At 66.5% G+C, this 19291-nt stretch carries 15 protein-coding genes; 8 read left to right on the top strand and 7 right to left on the bottom strand.

Annotated elements, in window-relative coordinates:
• Nucleotides 1–31: 31 nt before the first annotated feature.
• Both P8R42_28315 and P8R42_28310 read left to right on the top strand, forming a co-directional pair.
• A complete protein-coding gene (locus P8R42_28315; protein MDG2308502.1) occupies nt 32–1540 on the top strand; it encodes a radical SAM protein in 1509 nt (502 codons plus the stop codon).
• Between the two features lie 618 nt (nt 1541–2158).
• Entirely contained in the window at nt 2159–3733 is a 1575-nt protein-coding gene (locus P8R42_28310) for a glycosyltransferase family 39 protein (protein ID MDG2308501.1), read from the top strand.
• Nucleotides 3734–3773: 40 nt separating this feature from the next.
• Here P8R42_28310 and P8R42_28305 read toward each other — a convergent pair whose 3' ends face one another.
• The gene (locus P8R42_28305; GenBank protein MDG2308500.1) at nt 3774–3896 is read right to left on the bottom strand and encodes a hypothetical protein; all 123 of its coding nucleotides are present in this window, start codon (nt 3894–3896) and stop codon (nt 3774–3776) included.
• Between the two features lie 59 nt (nt 3897–3955).
• Here P8R42_28305 and P8R42_28300 point away from each other — a divergent pair, with 59 nt between their 5' ends.
• Nucleotides 3956–5059, top strand: coding sequence for a DUF3459 domain-containing protein (locus P8R42_28300; protein MDG2308499.1), 1104 nt, complete (start codon nt 3956–3958; stop codon nt 5057–5059).
• Here the strand turns inward: P8R42_28300 and P8R42_28295 are convergent.
• Nucleotides 5056–6405, bottom strand: coding sequence for a metallophosphoesterase (locus P8R42_28295; GenBank protein MDG2308498.1), 1350 nt, complete (start codon nt 6403–6405; stop codon nt 5056–5058). The two genes, P8R42_28300 and P8R42_28295, sit on opposite strands and share 4 nt — an antisense overlap.
• On the opposite strand from P8R42_28295, the gene P8R42_28290 reads away from it, so the two are divergent.
• From P8R42_28290 to P8R42_28270, 5 genes are all read left to right on the top strand, one after another.
• On the top strand, nt 6404–7201 hold the full coding sequence (locus P8R42_28290) for an enoyl-CoA hydratase-related protein (GenBank protein MDG2308497.1): 798 nt from the start codon (nt 6404–6406) through the stop codon (nt 7199–7201). The two genes, P8R42_28295 and P8R42_28290, sit on opposite strands and share 2 nt — an antisense overlap.
• Before the next feature lie 108 nt (nt 7202–7309).
• Complete coding sequence (locus P8R42_28285; GenBank protein MDG2308496.1) at nt 7310–8020, top strand: FKBP-type peptidyl-prolyl cis-trans isomerase; 711 nt, start codon at nt 7310–7312, stop codon at nt 8018–8020.
• Between the two features lie 33 nt (nt 8021–8053).
• Entirely contained in the window at nt 8054–8629 is a 576-nt protein-coding gene (locus P8R42_28280) for a tRNA-(ms[2]io[6]A)-hydroxylase (protein ID MDG2308495.1), read from the top strand.
• Nucleotides 8626–10896, top strand: a complete 2271-nt coding sequence (locus P8R42_28275; protein MDG2308494.1) for an MMPL family transporter — start codon at nt 8626–8628, stop codon at nt 10894–10896. The genes P8R42_28280 and P8R42_28275 overlap by 4 nt, the downstream gene beginning before the upstream one ends.
• Before the next feature lie 51 nt (nt 10897–10947).
• Nucleotides 10948–12426, top strand: a complete 1479-nt coding sequence (locus P8R42_28270; GenBank protein ID MDG2308493.1) for a sulfatase — start codon at nt 10948–10950, stop codon at nt 12424–12426.
• A gap of 6 nt (nt 12427–12432) precedes the next feature.
• Here the strand turns inward: P8R42_28270 and P8R42_28265 are convergent, their stop codons facing one another.
• The 5 genes from P8R42_28265 to P8R42_28245 form a co-directional block, all read right to left on the bottom strand.
• Complete coding sequence (locus tag P8R42_28265; protein ID MDG2308492.1) at nt 12433–14319, bottom strand: hypothetical protein; 1887 nt, start codon at nt 14317–14319, stop codon at nt 12433–12435.
• A gap of 273 nt (nt 14320–14592) precedes the next feature.
• Nucleotides 14593–15006 (bottom strand): hypothetical protein, encoded by a 414-nt coding sequence (locus P8R42_28260; GenBank protein MDG2308491.1) that lies wholly within the window; start codon nt 15004–15006, stop codon nt 14593–14595.
• A gap of 64 nt (nt 15007–15070) precedes the next feature.
• On the bottom strand, nt 15071–17146 hold the full coding sequence (locus P8R42_28255) for a molybdopterin biosynthesis protein (GenBank protein MDG2308490.1): 2076 nt from the start codon (nt 17144–17146) through the stop codon (nt 15071–15073).
• A 12-nt stretch (nt 17147–17158) separates the two neighbouring features.
• On the bottom strand, nt 17159–18436 hold the full coding sequence (locus P8R42_28250; protein ID MDG2308489.1) for a molybdopterin molybdotransferase MoeA: 1278 nt from the start codon (nt 18434–18436) through the stop codon (nt 17159–17161).
• Entirely contained in the window at nt 18423–19274 is an 852-nt protein-coding gene (locus tag P8R42_28245) for a carbon-nitrogen hydrolase family protein (protein MDG2308488.1), read from the bottom strand. Before P8R42_28245 ends, P8R42_28250 begins: the two co-directional genes overlap by 14 nt.
• Between the last annotated feature and the right edge of the window lie 17 nt (nt 19275–19291).

Genomic DNA, 19291 nt, shown 5'->3' with positions numbered 1-19291 from the left:
TGTCTGCCCGGAACCACATACCTATTGGATAATGCGTGTCCTCTTCTACTATCGGGGAATTGAAAATTTAGGCGTCGGCTACTGCATGTCGATGCTGAAGGCGAACGGACACGAGATCGATCTGATCTTCGATCCGGGCCTCGACGACAACTTGTTCATCAAGTTCCCCCAGCTTGCGTGGGTCAACCGCCACCAAGAGCTTCTCGAGCGAGCCAAGGCCTTCAAGCCCGATCTCGTTGCGATGGGCTGCCTGACGAACCTTTATCCGTTCGCGACGAAGATGGCCGAGAAGCTGAAGGAGACGATGCCCGATGTGCCCATCCTCATGGGTGGCCATCACGCGCAGGCGCTGCCTGACTACATTCTCCAGAACCCGCACATCGACATGGCCTGCATCGGCGAGGGCGAAATCGCACTCCTCGAGCTCGCCAATCGGATGGAGCGCGGCGAGGACTACACCAACATCCCGACGATGTGGATCAAGCAGGACGGTCTGATCCACCGCAACGAGATGGGACCGCTGCAGAACGAGCTGGACGACTTCCCGTTCCCAGAGAAGCAGCTCTGGCACGAGTACGGATGCTTCAAGGACAACCTCGAGGTCTTCACTGGTCGCGGGTGCCCCTTCAAGTGCACGTTCTGCAACATCCACTACCAACGCGAGATCTTCAAAGGGAAGGGTGACTTCCTTCGTAAGCGCTCGATCGGAAACGTGATCGAAGAGCTGAAGGTCAACCTCCAGAAGTACGACCCGCAGTACGTCTCGGTTCACGACGACAACTTCACCACCAACCCGAAGTGGGTGGAGGAGTTCTGCGAGGCCTATCGCAAAGAGATCAACCTCCCCTGGTACTGCTTCGGTTACCCGACGACGATTCGACCGAAGCTGGTCTCCGCGATGAAGTCCGCCAACTGCCACACGATCTTCATGGGCGTCGACTCCGGTGACGCCGACGTGCGCCGCCACATGATGGACCGTCCCATGGAGGACGACCTCATCAAGACCGCTGCCAAGCGCATCATCGATGCCGGCATCGGCCTGCAAGCTTCGTGCATCTACGGCAACCCCGGCGAGCAGCCGGAGCAGATGTTCAAGACGCTCCAGATGATCGACGAGATCAAGCCGACGCAGTCGTCCGCCTACGTCTTCTACCCCTTCCCGAAGACAAAGATGTACGACCACGCAGTGAAGCTCGGATACCTCGACGCCGAAGGCGAAGAGAAGGTCCGCCAGGGCGTCTCGGGCTACCACCACGAGTCGATCCTGAAGCACCCCCACAAGGAACTCGCTGAGACGCTCGCGAAGATCACTCCGGTCTACGCGAAGTCCCCCGACTGGCTGAAGCCGGCCATTCGCTGGATCATCCAGAAGCGGATGAAGCGCGTCGCACTCTTCCTCTACGTCCTGCTCATCCCGCTCACGTTCCCGTACCTCGGGGTCGAGGGCATCAAGGTGACGCTCCGGATGGCGTGGAAGTCGCTCAAGGGGCACAAGGCGCCGAAGATCGCCGCGAGCGACGAAGAAGCGCAAGCAGCCTAACGACCCCGGTCGCCCACCCCGCAGCTACAGCGCTCGGCATCCATGCGTTGCAAGCAACCGGTGCGCCCGGTGGACCTTGAGACTCGACGGGCGGGTTGGCGGTCCAGCGATCCGCGTAGCGGCCGACGAGAGGAACGATCCACTTCTTCCCTTGTCCCCCGATTAGGATCGGCGGATGCGGCTTCCGCACCGGTTGCGGAGCCAGAGGCGCATCCTTCGGCGTGTAGTACTTCCCTTCGAACGTCGCGGGCTCGCCCGACCAGAGCTTCGTGATGACCTGGAGCGATTCTTCGAGCCTCTCCGCTCCGTCTCAGCGGCGAGCGCCGCGAGCAGATGATCATTCAGCCACGCGCTGTCGAAGCCGAGACGCTCGATCTCCTTCCACGCCGAGAGCACCTGGTCCCACAAGGAGCACCAGCGCCAGTAGCGCCGCGAGGCCGGCCCGCCCGCTGCTTGGATCGTTCGTTCGTCGCCGCATTCGTCGGTGCCTCTTTCCGCGTCGTCGAATGTCACGACCCCTCCCGACATTCCATCGCCTGCCGTTCATGCTAGACGCGACCCTGGCGTGAGGAACACGAGCCCACTTTGTGCGGGCCCCGACCAGGGCCGACGCCAACCATGAACTCGACGGCCGACCGCATCTCCGCCGTGCTTCTTCTGGTGATCGCGCTCGTGTCTCTGTCGGCGCGGTTCCGCCTGATCGAGGAGTCGCTTCCGTACTGCCGCCATGGCGACGAGATGCTGTGGGTGACGCGGGCGAACAAGATTCTGCAGACCGGTGACCTGAACCCACACCGGTTCACCAAGCCCGGCGCGCACGTCTACTTCATGACGGCGGGCCTGGCCCTCGGATTCGTTCGCGCCTCCGCAAACCTGGAAGTCGAGGAGCTCGAAGAACTGGGCACCAAGGTCTGCACGACGTTTCCAGTGCCAGAGGCGATCCAGGTCGCCAAGAACATGTACGCGCTCGTCTCCGTACTGGCGATGGTCCTCGCCGGGGTGCTCGCGCGGCGCTTGTCGGGGATCCCGGCAACGCTCTTCCTGGCGCCGCTCTTCATAACCGCGTCGAGTTCCTACTTGCTCTATTCGTGGTCCTACATGAACACGAACGTGTTGGGCGGATTCGCAATCCTCGCGACGATTGCCTACCCGCTGTGCGCCCGCGATGGCGTGAAGTCGCAACGGAAGGCGCTCCTGGTCGGCGCGCTCGCGGGCCTCACGATCGCGACCAAGTACAACTTGTTCCTGATCCTGATTCCGGCGTGCCTGTACTTCGTCCTGTACCACCGCGACCGGTGGCTCTCGCATAGCTTCCTCGTCGTGGGCGTCGCGATCCTGACTTTCCTCGCGATCACGCCGTACGCGCTGCTCGATGTCCACGCGTTCGTGCGGGACGTTGGCGCGGAGGCGTACCACTACGCCTATGGCCACGCCGACCTCAGCAAGCACACGTTCGAGCCCGGCTGGCCGATGTTCCGCGAGTACTATTCGGTCCTGCACGAGAGCTTCGGCGGGCTCGTCATCGCGCTGTCCCTGATCGGGCTGCTCCGAATTCTCGTTCAGGATTGGAAGGCCGGCGTCGTCGTCTTCTCCTTCCCCATCCTCTTCCTGGCCTACATGTCGGACCAGAAGACCTTCTTCGCGCGGAACGTCCTATCGTTGCACCTCTTCATCGGGCTCGGCGCCGCGATCGGCTTCTGCTTCCTAGTCCAGGCCCTCCGCACCCGGGTCGCGCAGACCGAGAGCTTCCGAGAACGCCCGCAACTCGCAGCGGTCGCCGTCGCGGTAGTCGCGAGTCTCATTGTTCTCGCGTCACTCCCGTGGGCGAACATCGCGAAGGCCCACGAGTCGAACCAGGAGCCTCGGAACCTCGCGACGGCGTGGGTGCACGAGAACGCCAAACCCTGGCACTTGCTCCTCATCGACCGACGACTCGGCCTCGAGATCCCGAAACTCCGCAAGGCAGGGTTCAAGCTCAAGCTGATCGAGCCGCTGGCGGGTGAGGACACCCTCGACGAGCTCCGTGCCCGTCATGGAAGCACACTCATTCTGTACCCGAGCTTCCGTTCCGCCCAGCAGAATGCGCTCTTCGCAGACGTGACTCCGATCACCGAGTTTGTCGGACGCTCGACGCCATCGACGGGCGTCATCTGCGGACGATTGCCCCCGACCGTGAAGATCGGATGGTTGTGAGCAACACTCCGCTACTTCTCCGAGGCCGAATAGACGGCGCTCAGTCCCAGGCCTCGCGTATGCGGGCCGCAAGATCAGCGGCGGCCACATCCCCCTCCTTCTCCAGACTGTCGATCACCGGGTGATCCAAGCGAGCGCGAATCTCGGGAGCGGTGTGCGACATGGTCGAACCCTAGTGCATCGAACCAGGGATGGCACCAGCGGCCCGGTGGAGTCGCAACGATGGAACCCGTGACCGACGCGGACTCCAGAGCGTGGTGGCAGGAGGGCGTCCTCGGACGTCTCGCCGACACGCCGAGCGCCGATCCCAAAGTGTTCCTGCCCAGCCTCGGCCAGGGCGACGGCGGCCTGGGGACCGACGGCGTTCTCGTGCGATCGGCCGGACTTCCAACTGACGGACGAATCTTCGACGTCGCTCGCGACGCCAATCTCCGCGTCGTGATCGAGTTCTCCGGGAGCGACGCGGAAGACGCAAGGCAGGCCGCCACCGAGGCGAGGGCGTGGCTCGAACGAGGCGCGGCCGGGATCGCGTTCGACCTGCCCCCCCGGCGCCCCGCACCCCGCGCGAAGCTGACCCGCCTCTACGGCGCGCCGAACGAGCGACACGCGCAGCCGCCCGATCCGCCCGAAGCCCTGCGCCGCGTCGTCGCGGAGTTCGAGGATCGGGTGCTGATCGCCCGCCGTGCGACCGATCTAGCGGGCCCCCCTCCCCACGGCCCGGACCTCGTCATCGAGACCGTCCTCACAAGGCAGCCCTGGCGCGCCGCGACCTTCGGGCAGGCGATCGAGACGGCCCAGGCCGCCCTTCCCGTCACGCATTGGCCCGGGTACGCGATGGGCGTGCCCAAACGGGGCCCGTTCGCGGTCGGGCTCTCCGTCGAGGATTCGCTCGCGTGCTCGGCGGCCCTGCACCTCACGTTGCGGGGGACCCCCTGCATCGAGCTCGGGGAGGAGACGGGGTTACCCGCGAACGCCGCACGGCGCGCATGGTATAGGCGACTCATCGATCTCCGCCGTCGCGAAGCTGCGCTTAACAGCGGGGACTTCCGGCGAATCGCACAAGAGAAGTCCGTGCTCGGGTACCTCCGGGAATTCGAGGCCGAACGGCTCGTCGTACTTCTGAATCTCGGTCGACGATCCCGCAAGGCCCACCTGCCGACAGGCTTCAGTTGGACCGTCCTCCTCGGAGTCGGTCCCGAAGAAGGAAAGAGGCTCGCCGGCGGCGAGATCTCGCTACCGGGATGCGGCGTTCTGATCGCGCGCGCGGATACGCCGCAGTCCCGCACCCTCGGGGGCCTCGGCCAACGGCGCGCGACCGGGCGTTAGCCCTTCACCAGCGACACTTCGAGCCGGGACGCCTCCCCGGGCACCCCGATCCGCAACGGGAACCCGTAGAAGCCCGTGCCCCGGTGGACGTACAGCCGGTTCGCTCCATGCCCGAACAACCCGTGATCCGGCCACGGAGTCCGCTTCAGCACGGTCCAATCGAACCCGAAGCTCACCGTCCCCAGCTGCCCACCGTGCGTATGGCCGGACAGCGTGAGATCGGCTGCGCCTTTGGGGACGTGCTTGAACGCGCTGGGGTCATGCAGCAGCAGGAGTCGAACGTGTCCTTCCCGGCGCGGATACCGCTCCAGGACCGCCGCGAGGTGCTCCCGCCTCTCGCGGCGACGATAGTCGGCACCGACGATCTGCGCGGGCCCGACTGGCGTCTCCACGATCGCCTCTTCATCCATCAGCAGACGGACCCCCGCAGCCTCGAGGCCGTCCCGGACTTCTTCGGGCGACTCGTGGTCGTGGTTTCCGAACACCGCATAGCAACGGCCCGAGAGCGCCTGCAGCGGCTCCAACGCTTCGGCAAGCGCGCCCGGCGTCCCCATCCCCTCCATCGTGAGAAAGTCGCCGGTCAGGAGAACGAGGTCGGGCTCCATCGCGATGAGTCGCTCGATGCTGCGACGCAGCTTGCGAACCGGCTGCCACGGCCCGAGGTGCGGATCCGTCACCTGAACGATCCGCAGCGGGCGCTCCGGAAGCGGAGCGGGCGTGCGGCGCCTGTACCGTTCGACCGGCATTCGGGTGAACTCCTCCGGGCCGTCCTCGGCGATGCTGAACCGAACGACCTCGTCGACGAGCCGCATCGAGGTCACCACCGACAAGATGACGATCGCAACGGGCACGAGGTCGAGCCACTCCAACGCCGAAGCGACCGACGTAGCCCCGAAGTACTCGAGCCCGGCGCGGATCGGCCACAACAACAGAAGCCAAACCCCCGACAGCGCACCAAACGCCACGAACGCCATCCCGGGGATGCTCACCAGAACCCGAAACGGAGTCGGCCGGAGACGAGGTCGGACGAGGCCCCCTAGGTGACCACCAGTGGCGATCATCCCGTACAAGAACGCCAGAGTGACGGCCGCCGCGAAGGACGGGAACGACGCGACGAGCCGCCCGTGCAAGACGAGCACTCCGGGAAGCGAGATCACGAGGATCACGAATCCGAAGATCGAGTACTGCCGCCCCCGCACCGCACGAGCGTAGAGCGGCACGCCGACGAGGGTCGCCAGCGCTGCGGCGTACAAGGCGGTGTCGAGACCGGACACCCCTCCCATGAAGCCCCCCGGCCCCACTCGCGCAAGTGGGGTTCCGACCCAGGGCTGATAGAACCTCCCCATGCCCACGACGTACGATTTCGAGACGATCCAGGTCGAACGCATCCGCGATGTCCTCCGCGTCCGCATCGCGCACCCCACGAGCCCGCTCAACGCGGTCGATGCCGTCCTGCACCGAGAGATGGCGCTGCTCTTCCGCGAACTGAAGCGCGAGGACGATGCCCGCGCGATCCTGCTGACGGGCAACGGCCGCGCGTTCTCGGCCGGAGGCGACTTCAACTGGTTCCCCGAGCTTCAAAAGCCGGAAGTCCTCGAGGAGGTTCGCCGCGACGGAAAGCAGATGATCTGGGACCTCCTCGAGGTCGAGCTGCCGATCGTCGCGGCGGTCGACGGTCCCGCAGTGGGACTCGGTGCATCGCTCGCCCTGCTCTGCGATGTGATCTTCGCGTCCGACAAAGCTGTCTTCGCAGACCCCCACGTCCGCGTCGGCATCGTCGCCGGCGACGGCGGCGTTGCCATCTGGCCCCTCCTGATCGGGCCGGCGCGCGCAAAGCAGTACTTGATGACCGGAGATGCCGTGCCCGCTGCCGAGGCGGAGCGGATCGGTCTCGTAAACTTCGTGACGCCGCACGACCGCATCGCGGACGAGGCTCTGGCGTTCGCCGAGCGACTCGCCGCGGGCGCCCCCCTCGCCGTGCGCTTCACCAAGCTCGCGATGAACAAACTCGTAAAGGACGCCGTCAATACGGCTTTCGACACCTCGACCGCGCTCGAGATCGTCACCTTCAGGACGGAGGACCACCTCGAAGCCCTCGACGCCCTGAAAAACAAGCGCGAACCCCACTTCAAGGGGCGCTGAGAGCCCGCATTGCGGGAACCCGGCCAAAATGGCACCAATTCTGGATCACCACAGGTTGGCTCTCCGCAAGATCCCATCTCACGAGTGCCAGAGAAAGGAACGACAAACGTGCGCAAGCTCATCATCGCCGCCGCAGTGGCGGCCATCCTACCCGCGGGTATCGCCCGCGCGGAGGGACCAAAGCTCGAAACCGACGACCAGAAGACTCTCTACGCTCTTGGCGTGGCTCTTTCGGGAAGTCTCGCTGCCTTCGATCTCTCTCCGGACGAGGTCGCGGTCGTCCAGATGGGCGTGTCCGACGGCGCTCTAGGAAAAGAGCCGAAGATCGACGTGGACGCGCAGCGGGCCAAGTTCCAGGAGCTCGCTCAGAGCCGCCAGGGTGCGGCGGCCGCCAAGGAGAAGGGCGCCAGCAAGGACTTCCTCGCGAAGGCCGAGAAGGCGGACGGGGCGGTCAAAACGGAATCCGGCCTGATCTACAAAGAGACCAAGGCGGGCGAAGGTCCCTCGCCGAAGGCCACCGACCGCGTGACGGTGCACTACCACGGTACGCTGATGGACGGCACGGTCTTCGACTCCTCGAAGGACCGCGGTGAGCCGGCAACGTTCCCTCTCAACGGCGTCATCCCGTGCTGGACGGAAGGCGTTCAGAAGATGAAGAAGGGCGGCACCGCTCAGCTAATCTGCCCGTCTGAAATCGCGTACGGCGATCGTGGCGCTCCGCCCAAGATCAAGCCGGGTGCGACTCTCGTCTTCGACGTCGAGCTCATCGAGATCGCCGAAGGCGCACCCGCCGCGCAGAAGCCGCCCGGACACCCGTAGGACAAACGGAGCGGGACGAACCTCGTCCCTCCTGTGCTCAATCTAGCAAAACCAACCGATCCCGGTTGGATCTCGCGTGCGCTGGTCGGTCTGGACGAAGTCCTGATCGACCACGCGCATTGCGAGAAGAAGGCGGCCTCGACCGCGGTGAGCTTGCTCTTCCGCTACCCCGAGCGTCGAGCGCTCCTCGAGCCACTTTCCCAGCTCGCTCGTGAAGAGCTCGAGCATTTCGAGTTGGTGCTCAGCCACCTGGACCGCCTCGGCATCAAGTTCTATCGCCAGCTCCCGAGTCCGTACGCCGGTGAGCTGATGAAGGCGATCCGCCCGAACGAGCCGGAACGCGCGGTGGACGTGCTCCTCTGCCTATCGCTGATCGAGGCGCGCAGCTGCGAGCGGATGAAGCTTCTGGCCGACGCGCTCGAGGAGCCGGCCCTAAAGGAACTGTACACCGGTCTTCTCGCGAGCGAAGCGCGTCACCACCAGACCTACGTGGACCTGGCGCGAGTGATCGAGCCCGACATCGAGATCCGGGGCCGACTCCGCGAGCTGGCCGAATACGAGGCGGAGGTGCTCGCGGCGTCCCCCGAGATGCCGCGTATGCACGCGTGATCGCCGCGCGCCTGGCCGCCGCGACCTTGCGGCGCCCCGCCGTCGTGGCCTCCCTCCTCTTGCTCGCGACGCTCGGACTGACTGCCGGCATATTACGGCTGACCACCGAAGTGGGCTACCGCGCCTTCCTCGGACACGGCCACCCGACCGTCGCCGAGTTCGACGGATTCGTCGAACGGTTCGGTGGCGGCCTCCCCCTCGTCGCGGTGTGGACGTGCGAAGACTCCCCGTGCGAGCAGGCGCTCGACATCGCCTCCCTCACGATGGCCCACGACGTCGCCTCCTCCCTCGCGAACGCGGACGGCATCACGAGGGTCGACAGCCCGGCGACGAGCCCGCTCGTGGTGAACGAGATCCTCGGCCTGCCTCGGGCCCGCCGGCTCGCACCTGAAGGCAAACCGGCGCGCGACCTGGAACGCCTCACGCGGCTCGCACGCGAAGATCCGCTGTGGCTCGGGCAATTGATCTCCGAAGACGGACGCTCAGGCGCAATCCTCCTGCACCTGGAGAGTTCCGACAGCGCGAGCAATCGGAGCGCGCTCGCGGCACTCAAAGGGGCGCTCGCGCCGCACGAGGACGCGGGCTTCGTCTTTCATCTCGTCGGAGGCCCCGTAGAGTTCGTCGTCGCCGGCGACGAACTCGAGCGGAACATGGCGCGCATCGTTCCCTTCATGGTCGCGCTGGTCGGCCTCGTCTTGTACTTCGCGTTTCGCTCCGTCGCGGCCGTCGCCGCCTCACTCATCGCAACCGGGATCGCGGTCGCGTGGACCTTCGGCCTGATGGGATGGCTCGGTTGGCCGCAGAACAGCCTGACGCAGGCGCTTGCGCCACTCCTTCTCGTCGTGGGCGTCTGCGACGCGATCCATCTCGTCGCGAGAATCCTCGCCTACGACGAACGACCGGTTCCCGACGCGATCCTCGCCGCCAGCCGGGACGTCGGTCCCCCCTGCATCATGACGACGGTCACGACGGCGGCCGGCTTTGCCTCTCTCGCGACGAGCCCGCTCGAGAGCATCGCCCGCTTCGGGATCCTAGCGAGTTTCGGGGTGATCGCAGCACTCGTCCTGACCTTCACGCTCCTCCCCTTGCTCGTCCTGCGCGTCCCACGGGAGTGGCTCGTCGCTCCGGAGCTCGCCGGCAAATGGCACAAGAGCCTCGATGCGCTCGCCCGCTTCTCCCATGAGCGCCCCGCCGCTATCCTGACCGTGGCGGCGGGGGCAGCCTTGCTGTCCCTCCTCGGGCTCCGTTCGCTCCACGTGGACGCAAGTTTCGAAGACCTCTACGGCGAGGACAGTCAGGTCGTCCGCTGGTCCGAGACCGTGGCCCGCGTACTGCGCCAGCCCGACACCCTTGAGATCGCCATCGAGCCGCCAACGGGCCAGAGCGACACCCTGCTGCCCGGGCTTCGCGCGACCTCGCGGATCAAGACCTCGCTCGACGGACTCGACGGCCTCGGACGATCCCGATCCCTCCTCGACCCGATGCGCCGCTTGAATCGCATCGCACATCGCGAGGAACTGGACCTCTCGGCAGGCGACGCGGCGCAACACGTGGCGTCGCTGCGGCGTCTTCTGCGCAACGCAGACCGCGGGGTGATCGATCTCCTCCGAAGCCCGGATACGGGCGATCTGCGGATCAGCATCGAAGCCGCAAAGCTTCCGCAGGATCGCCTCCGTGCCGTTCTCGCAGACGTGCGGACCCGCGTTGCGCAAGAGCTTCCGGCGGGATGGTCGATGACCATCACGGGACCGCTCGCCGTCGTGCAGGTCATGATCGACGAAATCCGAACGACCCAGCTTCGGAGCTTCGGCCTCGCCGCCTTGATCATCTTCGCCGTCGTCTCGGGCTTCCTGCGGTCGATCCGCGACGGTGCGCTCGCCATGGTCCCCACACTCCTCCCGATCCTCGTGACCCTCGGGACGATGGGGGCGCTCGGCGTGCCCCTCGACGTGGGAAGCGCGATGGTCGCGGCCGTAGTTCTCGGGATCGCCGTCGACGATGCGATTCACTTCCTGGGCGCGTTTCGCCGTGGGAGGGCTGCCGGCCGGTCGAGTGCCGAAGCCGGGCGCCTCGCCCTCGCGGAAACCGGGCGCGCGATCATCGGAACCTCGGTCGCTCTCGCCATCGGATTCTTGCTCCTGCTCCTCTCCCCCTGGAAGAGCATCGCGAGTTTCGGGCTCGTCTCGGCTGTCGTCATCGCCACCGCCCTGCTCGCCGCCCTCGTCGTGCTGCCTGCACTGCTGTCGTACAACGAAGGTCAGGCCTGAACCCCGCCGCGCAGGTTGCACCCGGGCCGACCCCCATGGTTCAGACAGGCGATGGCGTCCGGTCTGGCGAATCTGTCCCTACGGATCGGCGTACTTCTCGCCGTCCTGGGAGCCGTCATGATCGCGATTCGGCCCACGACACCCAGCGGGCCGATGAACGTCGTGATCGTCGTCAGCGACTCGCTACGGGCTGAGAACCTCCAAGCGTACGGCTACGGGAAACCGACCACGCCGTTCCTCGCGAGCCTCGGCGACTCGAGCATCGTCTACGAGAACGCCTTCTCCCATTACAGCTTCACGTGGCCGAGCATCTCGAACCTGTTCACGGGACTCCCGTATTCCACCCTCGTCTCCAAACGGCTTTTCACGCAGCCGACCGGCAAGAATGGCTTTCGCTGGAAGGGCGGCCTCGTCGATCGGGCGACCACGCTGGCCGAACGGCTCGATCAGGTCGGTGTGCGCAGCTACGGCGTTTCGGCGAGTCCCTACGTCAGCAAACGGACCGGCTTCGACCAGGGGTTCCGCCGGTTCTTCAGCTGGGACGACTGGAAGCGCTTGCGACAACGGAGACGGCCACCGTACGTCCCCGCAGGCGAGGTCAACGCCATCGCGACGGACTTCCTACGCGAACTCAGCGCACCCAAGCGCCAGCCCTGGCTCCTGTACCTGCACTACATGGACACGCACATGGCCTATCGTGCGAAGCCCCGCGACCTCGCGAAGTTCGGCGACCCCGACTACGACCGTAAGGATCGCGTCAAGCAAGGCGCCGCCCTCAAGCCGGACGGGAAGTGGCTCAAGTGGCGCACCGAAGACCTCGAGGATTGGTTCGGCGAGGAGGACGTGGACGAGCTCGTCGCGCACTACGACGGCCAGATCCGCCGGTTCGACCGCGCGATGGGCGAGTTGTTCGCCGAGCTCGACCGCACCGGACTCCGCGACGACACCATCGTCATCCTGACTTCGGATCACGGCGAGGGCCTCTTCGAGCGCGGATTCTGGGGGCACGGCTATCTCTCGCGATCCGAAGAGCAGCACATCCCGCTGATCGTCCTCTTCCCTCCCGGCACGCACGAGCCGGAACGCGCGGCGTTCCCGGTGACGACGACCGACATCTACCACACCCTACTCACGCACTTCGGCGCCAAGGCAGGTGACGGGCCGGCGCTCCCGCAGGTCGCGGACTTGTTTGCCGCGAGCCCGAACCGCGAGGTTGCGTACACCGAAGGCCCCGGCGGGACCCGCGTCTACCGCGACGGGCGCTTCGTGCTCTACCAACACCGCAACACCAGCAAGAAGAAGTATCTCCTGCCAGCCCCGGACGGCGACTTCCTCTTCGACGTCTCGGTCGACCCAGGCGAGAACCGAAACCTTCTGGCGAGCGGCGGCGCGAGCGCAATCACCGTGCGTGACCGACTCCTCGCCGCCGGGCCGTCGTCTCTGGTCGCGGCGACCTCGCCCGACCCGATGCTCGAGGCCAAAGGCAAGCTGCGCGAAAGTCTGCGCGCTCTCGGCTACGTCGAGGACTGAGCCGACTCACTCCTGCGGCGGAGACGCGTCTTCCCGACTTCGGTACGCCTCGACGAACGGCAGGAACGAGTCGGCGAACTCCACCTCATGGAGGACCGCGCCACCGCGCGCCTTCCTCGGATTGAGAAACCAGTCGAGGCCGGCGTTCGGGGGGATCCGGCGGACGACCTTCGTGCGGAGGGTCGGCGGCATTGCGGCCACCGCGCTCGTGACTCGCGGTGGCAGGAGGAAGAACACCCGCCGCCCACGAAGCTTGTGGAACAACGGGGCGTGCCCTGGGTGCACCCCGAACATCGCGAGCTCGGTCGCGTAGACCGCTCGGACGCCCGTGTAGTGCGTGATGTTCTCGGCCGGGCGCCCGAGCGCCGGCGATGTGATCACGATCGAACCTGCCGGCATGACTGCTTCGACGGCACCCTTCGCTCGCGCGACCTGCTCGCGCGAATACGGGTCCCGCCTTCCCGTCCCCCCCAAGACCTCAACGAGCGCCAGAACCATCAGCAGCACCGGCACTCCCATGGGAGCGAGGAGCCGAAGGCGGTCCGTCAGCGAGTTCCGAAGCGCCAACAACGCGCACAGGCCCGTCAGAATCGAGAGCGCGACCACGCTCCGCGTGGGCATCGGGAGGTCCAGAAGCGTCACGTCGAAGGACGTCCGCAGGACGACTGCAGCGAGAACCAGGAGAGCCCCGACTCGCCACAGCGTCGACGAGGCCGGATCCGCCGCCCGGCGACACGCTACGACCACCCCGGCGACGACGAGGGACATCAAGCAGAGCGAGACGCCCGCGAGGTAGCGCGGATCCGGATGACCCCAGAATCCGTAGAAGATCGTCGCGACGATCGCGTACGGCACAAAAGCCGCGACCAGCACTCGGGCGCGGACGAGACCCCAGCCCACCGCCACGAGCGCAGGCAACGCGAACCACCCGAACGAGCCCGCGAGCAGCTCGAGGTTGCCGGCCATCGTCCGCGAGAAGTGCACCGCTCGAAACCCGCCCCCGGCGGGCACGACGAAGTTCGCCGCATGCGCGACGGATGCGAACGGAGACAACGCGGCGAAGAACCACGTGAACTCCGACCCCTGGGTGAACGAGAACGGATGGCCCAACACCGCCCAGTTGTAGGCGAACAACGGCCACGACCCGAGAACAAATCCGACGGCGCCCCACGCCGCGGCGGCCAAGACACCGCCGCGCACGAGTGCGACCGCACCCAGGGAAACGACATACAGCGCCGAGTCCGGGCGCACGATGCACGACACACCGAGCGCGAATCCCGCAAGCCCGAAGCGCCTACCCACGGCTGCCCAAAGCGCGAGGAGCCCGAACAGATGCGCCGGCAGATCGCGCGCAACGGTAATGCCCCACAGATGAACGTCGGTCGGGAGGAGGAGAAGAAGCCAGACCACTGCCGCCGACGCGCCGTACGCCACGACGACGTCCACCTCCTTCAGCACGACGTAGCTGAGCCGCGCCAGGACCGCGAAGACGATCAAATAGAGCAGGGGATTGAGCCCATGCTGCCCCCGTTCTCCGAACGCTGCTCCCGCGACAGCCAGCATCGCCGAGAAGCCGGGAGGGTATCGCGAGTGCAGAGTCCCTTGGCGGAAATGGTAGGTCTGCGAGAGGGCGTCGAACGAGCCCTTCTTCCACTCCGGCATGAAGTCGTACAGGGGATCCGTGCGGGTGAGACGACCGTCGCGAAGGTCTTCGGCGAGCGTAAGGAACGCGTACTGATCGCTCGCCAGATACCACGTATTCAGCCGCTCGAGGCCGGAGCAGGCCACGAGAACTCCGATTCCGATGACGAGCAGCGCGATCGCCCGCGCGGCACGTGTCTGCGTCGTTTCGTCCAAGGAGAGCTGGTACGGCACCGGCCGTCCGGGTGCCACTGCTCTCCCTATCGCGCTCGGATCAGCGCAACAACGTCACCCGCCCCGCGACGAACGCCTTCGACGTCGAACCGTAGGGCGGCGTCGGGGAAGGGGGCGGGGCGGGCGTCTCGGGCAACTCGCTGGCGCGTTCGCCCGAGTCGCTTTGAAGAGTCCCGTCACGGCGCTGTTCTTCTTGATGAGCGCGGCCGTATTCGCCGACGACTCGGCGCAGTATCGATCGGTACCGACGACCAGTTCGAACCCGGCGCCGGCCGAGCTGACCGGAAGGCTTTAGGGCGCCGGCGCATCGGAGGCGCCCGCCCCCTTGCAGGTCACTTTGATGACCCGGCCCCGCAGGGTCACCGACCGGCACGGGTCGGCGAGGGTTCCATCGCCCCTGTACCGGTAGCCCTTGCTCCCGGCGGGGAAGCCCAGGCCACGCCAGTTCGCTGCAGGAAGCGAGACGCTCGACCAGGAAGAACCGTCCGCGAGCCTGCAAAAGCGAAGCGTCGCCCCAGTGATCGTCGGGTCCGCCGTCCCGCGGGCGGCGGGAAGCGCAACGGGCACCGTCTTCGAGGCCGGGCGCGCCGTCAGCTTCGCGAGGTGCGCAACGTAGCCGTTGTTCTGGTCCCGCTTGATCGAGTGGCTCTTCGCCGGAATCGGAATGTCGACGGCAAAGATCGAGAAGAAGCCGTGCGTCTCCATCCTTCCTGCCCTCCGGCTTTTGGAGTGAGTGCGTTGGCGAGAACTTTCGGAGCCGGGAGAAAATCTACTTTTGTTGGCCGGTTCGCGAGGTGTCGTAGCCCGAGAGCTTCTCCACTGCGGCCCGGAAGGCCGCTCCGCCGATCACGCTCAGAAGAGCCTTGCCGGCGGCGCTCTCCGCGAAGTCGGCGCGCAGAACGAGATCGTAGTCCTCCCGCTCGACCGGAACGAAGTCCAGGCCGAGAGCGACCGCCGCCGACTGCACTCCGAGCCCCACGTCGACGAGGCCGCTGCGAACCGCGACCGCCACCGACATGTGCGTGAACTCCTCGCGCTCGTACCCGACGATCGCGTCGGGGTCGATGTCGTCCCGCTCGAGAAGATAGTCGAGCAGTACGCGAGTGCCCGCGCCGGACTGCCGGTTCACGAAGCGCACACGTTCCCGCGCGAGATCCGAGATCTTCTCGAGCCCCAGCGGATTGCCGGGCGGAACGATGAGCCCCTGCTCTCGTACGACCAGGTTCACCGTCACGACGGGTACGTCTTCGAGAAGCCGTTCGATGTCGGGCAGGTTGTAGACGCCGGTGTCCGGATCGAGCAGATGCGTTGCCGCGAGGTGCGCCTCTCCGCGGCCGAGCGTGAGCAAGCCTGAGAGGCTCCCGACCGAACTGGTCGCGAGCTTGTAGTTGGGATGCTCCGACTTCAGCACGTCCTCGAGCACACCAAGCGTGAGATCGTGGCTGCCGGTCACGACGATCGTGCCCAGAACGTCTTGCAAGGGACGCAGAAGCTCGACGTCGACGTCCTCGCCCGCGTTGAGACCTTCCACGAGCGGCGGAACGCGCACGAATCCGTCCGCCTTCACCATCGTCGTGATCGCACCGGCGCCGCGCGCGAGCGGGCTCACGATCAAACGGTCGGCGACCTTGCCGACCGTCACCCGCACGAACTCTTCCTGACCGAGCCGGGACGGCAACTTCCGCGGAACGATCGCCCTCACAGTGGGCCGATCGGGAACCCCGGTACCGACGAGGTGGGAGAGCAGCGGCTCGAGCAGTTCGCGGCAGATGACGGCCGCCGACACCGGGTACCCGGGAACGCCGATCGCGACGCTCGCACGCGGTGAGTCCTTCGCGGCCATGATGCTCGCGGGCTTGCCGGGCATCACGTCGATCCCGTGGGCCAGGATCTCTCCGAACCCGGACAACGCCTCGACGGTGAAATCGTGTTGGCCCGCCGACGAGCCCGCAATGATGCAGAGCACATCCGCTTCAGCGAGGCCGGCGCCGATCCGAGCCCGGATCTCGTCGAGATCGTCTCGTACCGGGTCCAGGCGCAGAGGCTCGCCGCCCCATTCCCGGACGAAGGCGGCGATCATCCGCGAGTTGAACTCGATCACCCGACCCGCCTGGAGCTCGTCCCCAGGCTGAATCAGCTCATCGCCAGTAGGCAGAATCGCAACGACCGGCCGCGGACGAACCGCGGCCTCGTGCACGCCCGCCGCAAGAAGAGCGCCGATGTCGTACGGCCGCACGCGGTGCCCTCGCGGCAGGAGAGGCTCGCTGGCCACGACGTCCTCGCCCACGAGACGCACGTGCTGCCAGGGCCCCGAAGCGCCGCGCAGATGAATCGTCTGCGCGCTCGTCCCATCCACCGGCTCCGAAGCGAACGCGGCATCGCCGTGGCTGTGTCCGGCGTGTTCTTCGGGAGTCTCGGTGTCGCAGCATCCATCGTCCGCGCTCACGGCCGGAGCGCTGCCCATGGGCGCGGCGCTTCCCTCGGGCGCGTCGCCCGAAAAAACACGCTCGATCATCACGACCGCGTTCGCCCATGGCGGGAGCGCGTTGCCCGTATCAACGTACGTGAACGGCCGCTCAGCCGATTCCGGCGTGCCGTGCTCGAACGTGATGGGCCGCCCTTCGCTCGCACCGAACGTATCCTCGGCCCGAAGCGCGATCCCGTCCATCGCGGCGCCATGGTAGTGCGGCACGCTGCTCTTCGCGAAGATCGCCTCCGCCGTAATCCGGCCGAGTGCGTTGTCGACGGGCACCACTTCACTCGTGGTGAGCCGCCGCGTCGCCGCGAGGAGCGCCGACCGGGCCGTTTCGAGCGGCTGCTTGTTGAGATAGCGCTTACGCCCCATGGCGACCCTCCTTCAGAAGAGAACGACCTCGATCTCTTCGCCGGCTTCAATGCCCTCGCGGTTCAAGTCGACCACGACGTACCCGTCGGCGTGTACCAGCGAAAAGACGGCGCCGGACTTGCCGGGCAGCGGCTCCGCCAGACTCTCCCCCGCCTCGCCGCGCAAGCGCACGCGAACGTAGTCTTCACGCCCCGGCGACGAATCGATATTTCGCGCGAGGCGAGCTCTCTTCGTGCTCCGCGGCGAGAACGCGATGGACGCGGGCTCACCCCCTTGGCAACGCAGGAGCGGCACCCCGAAGACATCCCCGATCACCAGTGCACTCACCGGGTGTCCGGGGAGACCGAGAATCGGGAGAACCCCGCCATCCGCGCGTTCGACCAGCGCCAGAATCGTCGGCTTCCCCGGCGCGACCGAGATCCCGTGAAACACGATCTCACTGCCGGGAACGCGGGCGATGACGTCGAGAGTCATGTCCTTCGTACCGACCGAGCTTCCACCGGAGACCCAGACCGCGTCCGCTTCCGCCAAGCCCTGATGGAGGAGCCGCTCGAAGGTCTCCGGCTCATCGGGGCAGACCCCGAGGTCGTGCACGTCGGCGCCGGCGTCGGACGCCATCGCGCAGAGCGAGTACTGATTTACGTTGCGCACCTGACCCGGCTTCGGCGTCGTCGCGGGATCGACGACCTCGTCGCCGGTCCCGATCAGCGCGACGCGAGGCCGCGCGTAAACCGGCACGGACGTCACGCCGATTCCCGTGAGGGCACCGACGTCGCGCGGACGCAGACGCCGACCGACCGGAAAGACCTCCGCACCTGCCGCGATGTCCTCGCCGATCCGGATCACGTGCTCCCAGGGCGATACCGACTTCTGGACCTCGACCTGACCGCCCGCGACTTCCTCGGTGTACTCGATCATCACGACAGAATCGGCGCCTTCGGGGAGCATCCCGCCGGTCGCGATGCGCATCGCGCATCCACGGCGCAACGCGGCTTCCGGCGCCTTACCCATCTCCACCGCACCGGAGAGCTTCAAGTACGTCGGGATCGAGGAGGACGCGCCGAATGTGTCTCGCGCGCGCACGGCGTAGCCGTCCATGTGCGCGCGGTCGAAGCTCGGCTGATCCTCGGGCACGTAGAGCGTCTCCGCCAGCACTCGTCCAGCGCACTCCTCGACCCGAACGGTCTCACGGCCGACACTGCCCACCCGCCCGAACGACTCCCGCGCTTCCGCAGGCGTGACCACGCGGAAGAACGGCTTCACCGGTGCTTTCGGATCACGAAGCGACACGATTTTTCAATTCTCCACCCGACGTGAGTCGGGCGTGCTGCGCGCACGGGAGCCCGGCGCGAACGTCGGCCTGGTGCTGCGGGTCGATCTCCGCGGTGATGACGGTCTCGACGTCGGACGCGCGCGCGAGCACTGCACCCCAGGGATCGATGATGGACGATCCTCCCCACACCTGGGGGCCGTCCTTCGTCGGTCCGACCTGATTGGGCGCGATCACGTAGATCTGATTTTCGATCGCGCGGGCGCGGAGCAGAACTTCCCAGTGCGCCGCGCCCGTCGCGTGCGTGAATGCAGACGGTACGCAGACCATCGTCGCACCGTCGCCGGCGAGCCGGCGGTAGAGCTCCGGGAACCGCAGGTCGTAACAGATGCTGAGGCCGAGCCGACCGAGCGGCGTGTCGACGCAGGTGACGTCGTCCCCCGCGCGCATCCGGTCCGATTCACGAGCCTCGACCCGGCCCGGAATCGAAACGTCGAAGAGATGAATCTTGCGATAGACTCCGAGCCGGCCCCCGTCGGGGCCGAACACCACCGTCGTGTTGAACGGCAGGCCACCACTCGCGCAGCGCTCGTAGAACGAGCCGGCGACCAGGGTGACACTCGTACTCTGGGCGAGGGCGGCCAGGCGAGCGACCGACGGACCGTCGAGGGTCTCCGCTGCTGCCGGAATGTCGTTCTCCGGGCCCCGCCACAGAAACATCTCGGGCAGTACGACCAGCCGGGCGCCGCGACGAGCCGCATCAGAGACGAGCCGTTCGGCGGCGCTCAGGTTCCGGTTCTTGTCGTCGGAGACGCACATCTGCGCGCAACCCACGAGAAATCTATCGGAACCGGCCATTCCTCTCCGGCTACCGT

It is taken from the genome of Candidatus Binatia bacterium (assembly GCA_029243485.1).
In the GTDB taxonomy this organism is placed as follows: Bacteria; Desulfobacterota; Binatia; order UBA12015; family UBA12015; genus VGTG01.
The sequence above is the reverse complement of the archived record's forward strand: the minus strand, read 5'-3'. Positions and strand labels throughout refer to the sequence as shown.

Excerpts from the sequence above, each read along its gene's own strand:
- P8R42_28315 (MDG2308502.1), top strand. The coding sequence starts at position 32 with ATGCGTGTCCTCTTCTACTATCGGGGAATTGAAAATTTAGGCGTCGGC.
- P8R42_28310 (MDG2308501.1), top strand. The coding sequence starts at position 2,159 with ATGAACTCGACGGCCGACCGCATCTCCGCCGTGCTTCTTCTGGTGATC.
- P8R42_28305 (MDG2308500.1), bottom strand. The coding sequence starts at position 3,896 with ATGTCGCACACCGCTCCCGAGATTCGCGCTCGCTTGGATCACCCGGTG.
- P8R42_28300 (MDG2308499.1), top strand. The coding sequence starts at position 3,956 with ATGGAACCCGTGACCGACGCGGACTCCAGAGCGTGGTGGCAGGAGGGC.
- P8R42_28290 (MDG2308497.1), top strand. The coding sequence starts at position 6,404 with ATGCCCACGACGTACGATTTCGAGACGATCCAGGTCGAACGCATCCGC.
- P8R42_28295 (MDG2308498.1), bottom strand. The coding sequence starts at position 6,405 with ATGGGGAGGTTCTATCAGCCCTGGGTCGGAACCCCACTTGCGCGAGTG.
- P8R42_28270 (MDG2308493.1), top strand. The coding sequence starts at position 10,948 with ATGGCGTCCGGTCTGGCGAATCTGTCCCTACGGATCGGCGTACTTCTC.
- P8R42_28260 (MDG2308491.1), bottom strand. The coding sequence starts at position 15,006 with ATGGAGACGCACGGCTTCTTCTCGATCTTTGCCGTCGACATTCCGATT.
- P8R42_28255 (MDG2308490.1), bottom strand. The coding sequence starts at position 17,146 with ATGGGGCGTAAGCGCTATCTCAACAAGCAGCCGCTCGAAACGGCCCGG.
- P8R42_28245 (MDG2308488.1), bottom strand. The coding sequence starts at position 19,274 with ATGGCCGGTTCCGATAGATTTCTCGTGGGTTGCGCGCAGATGTGCGTC.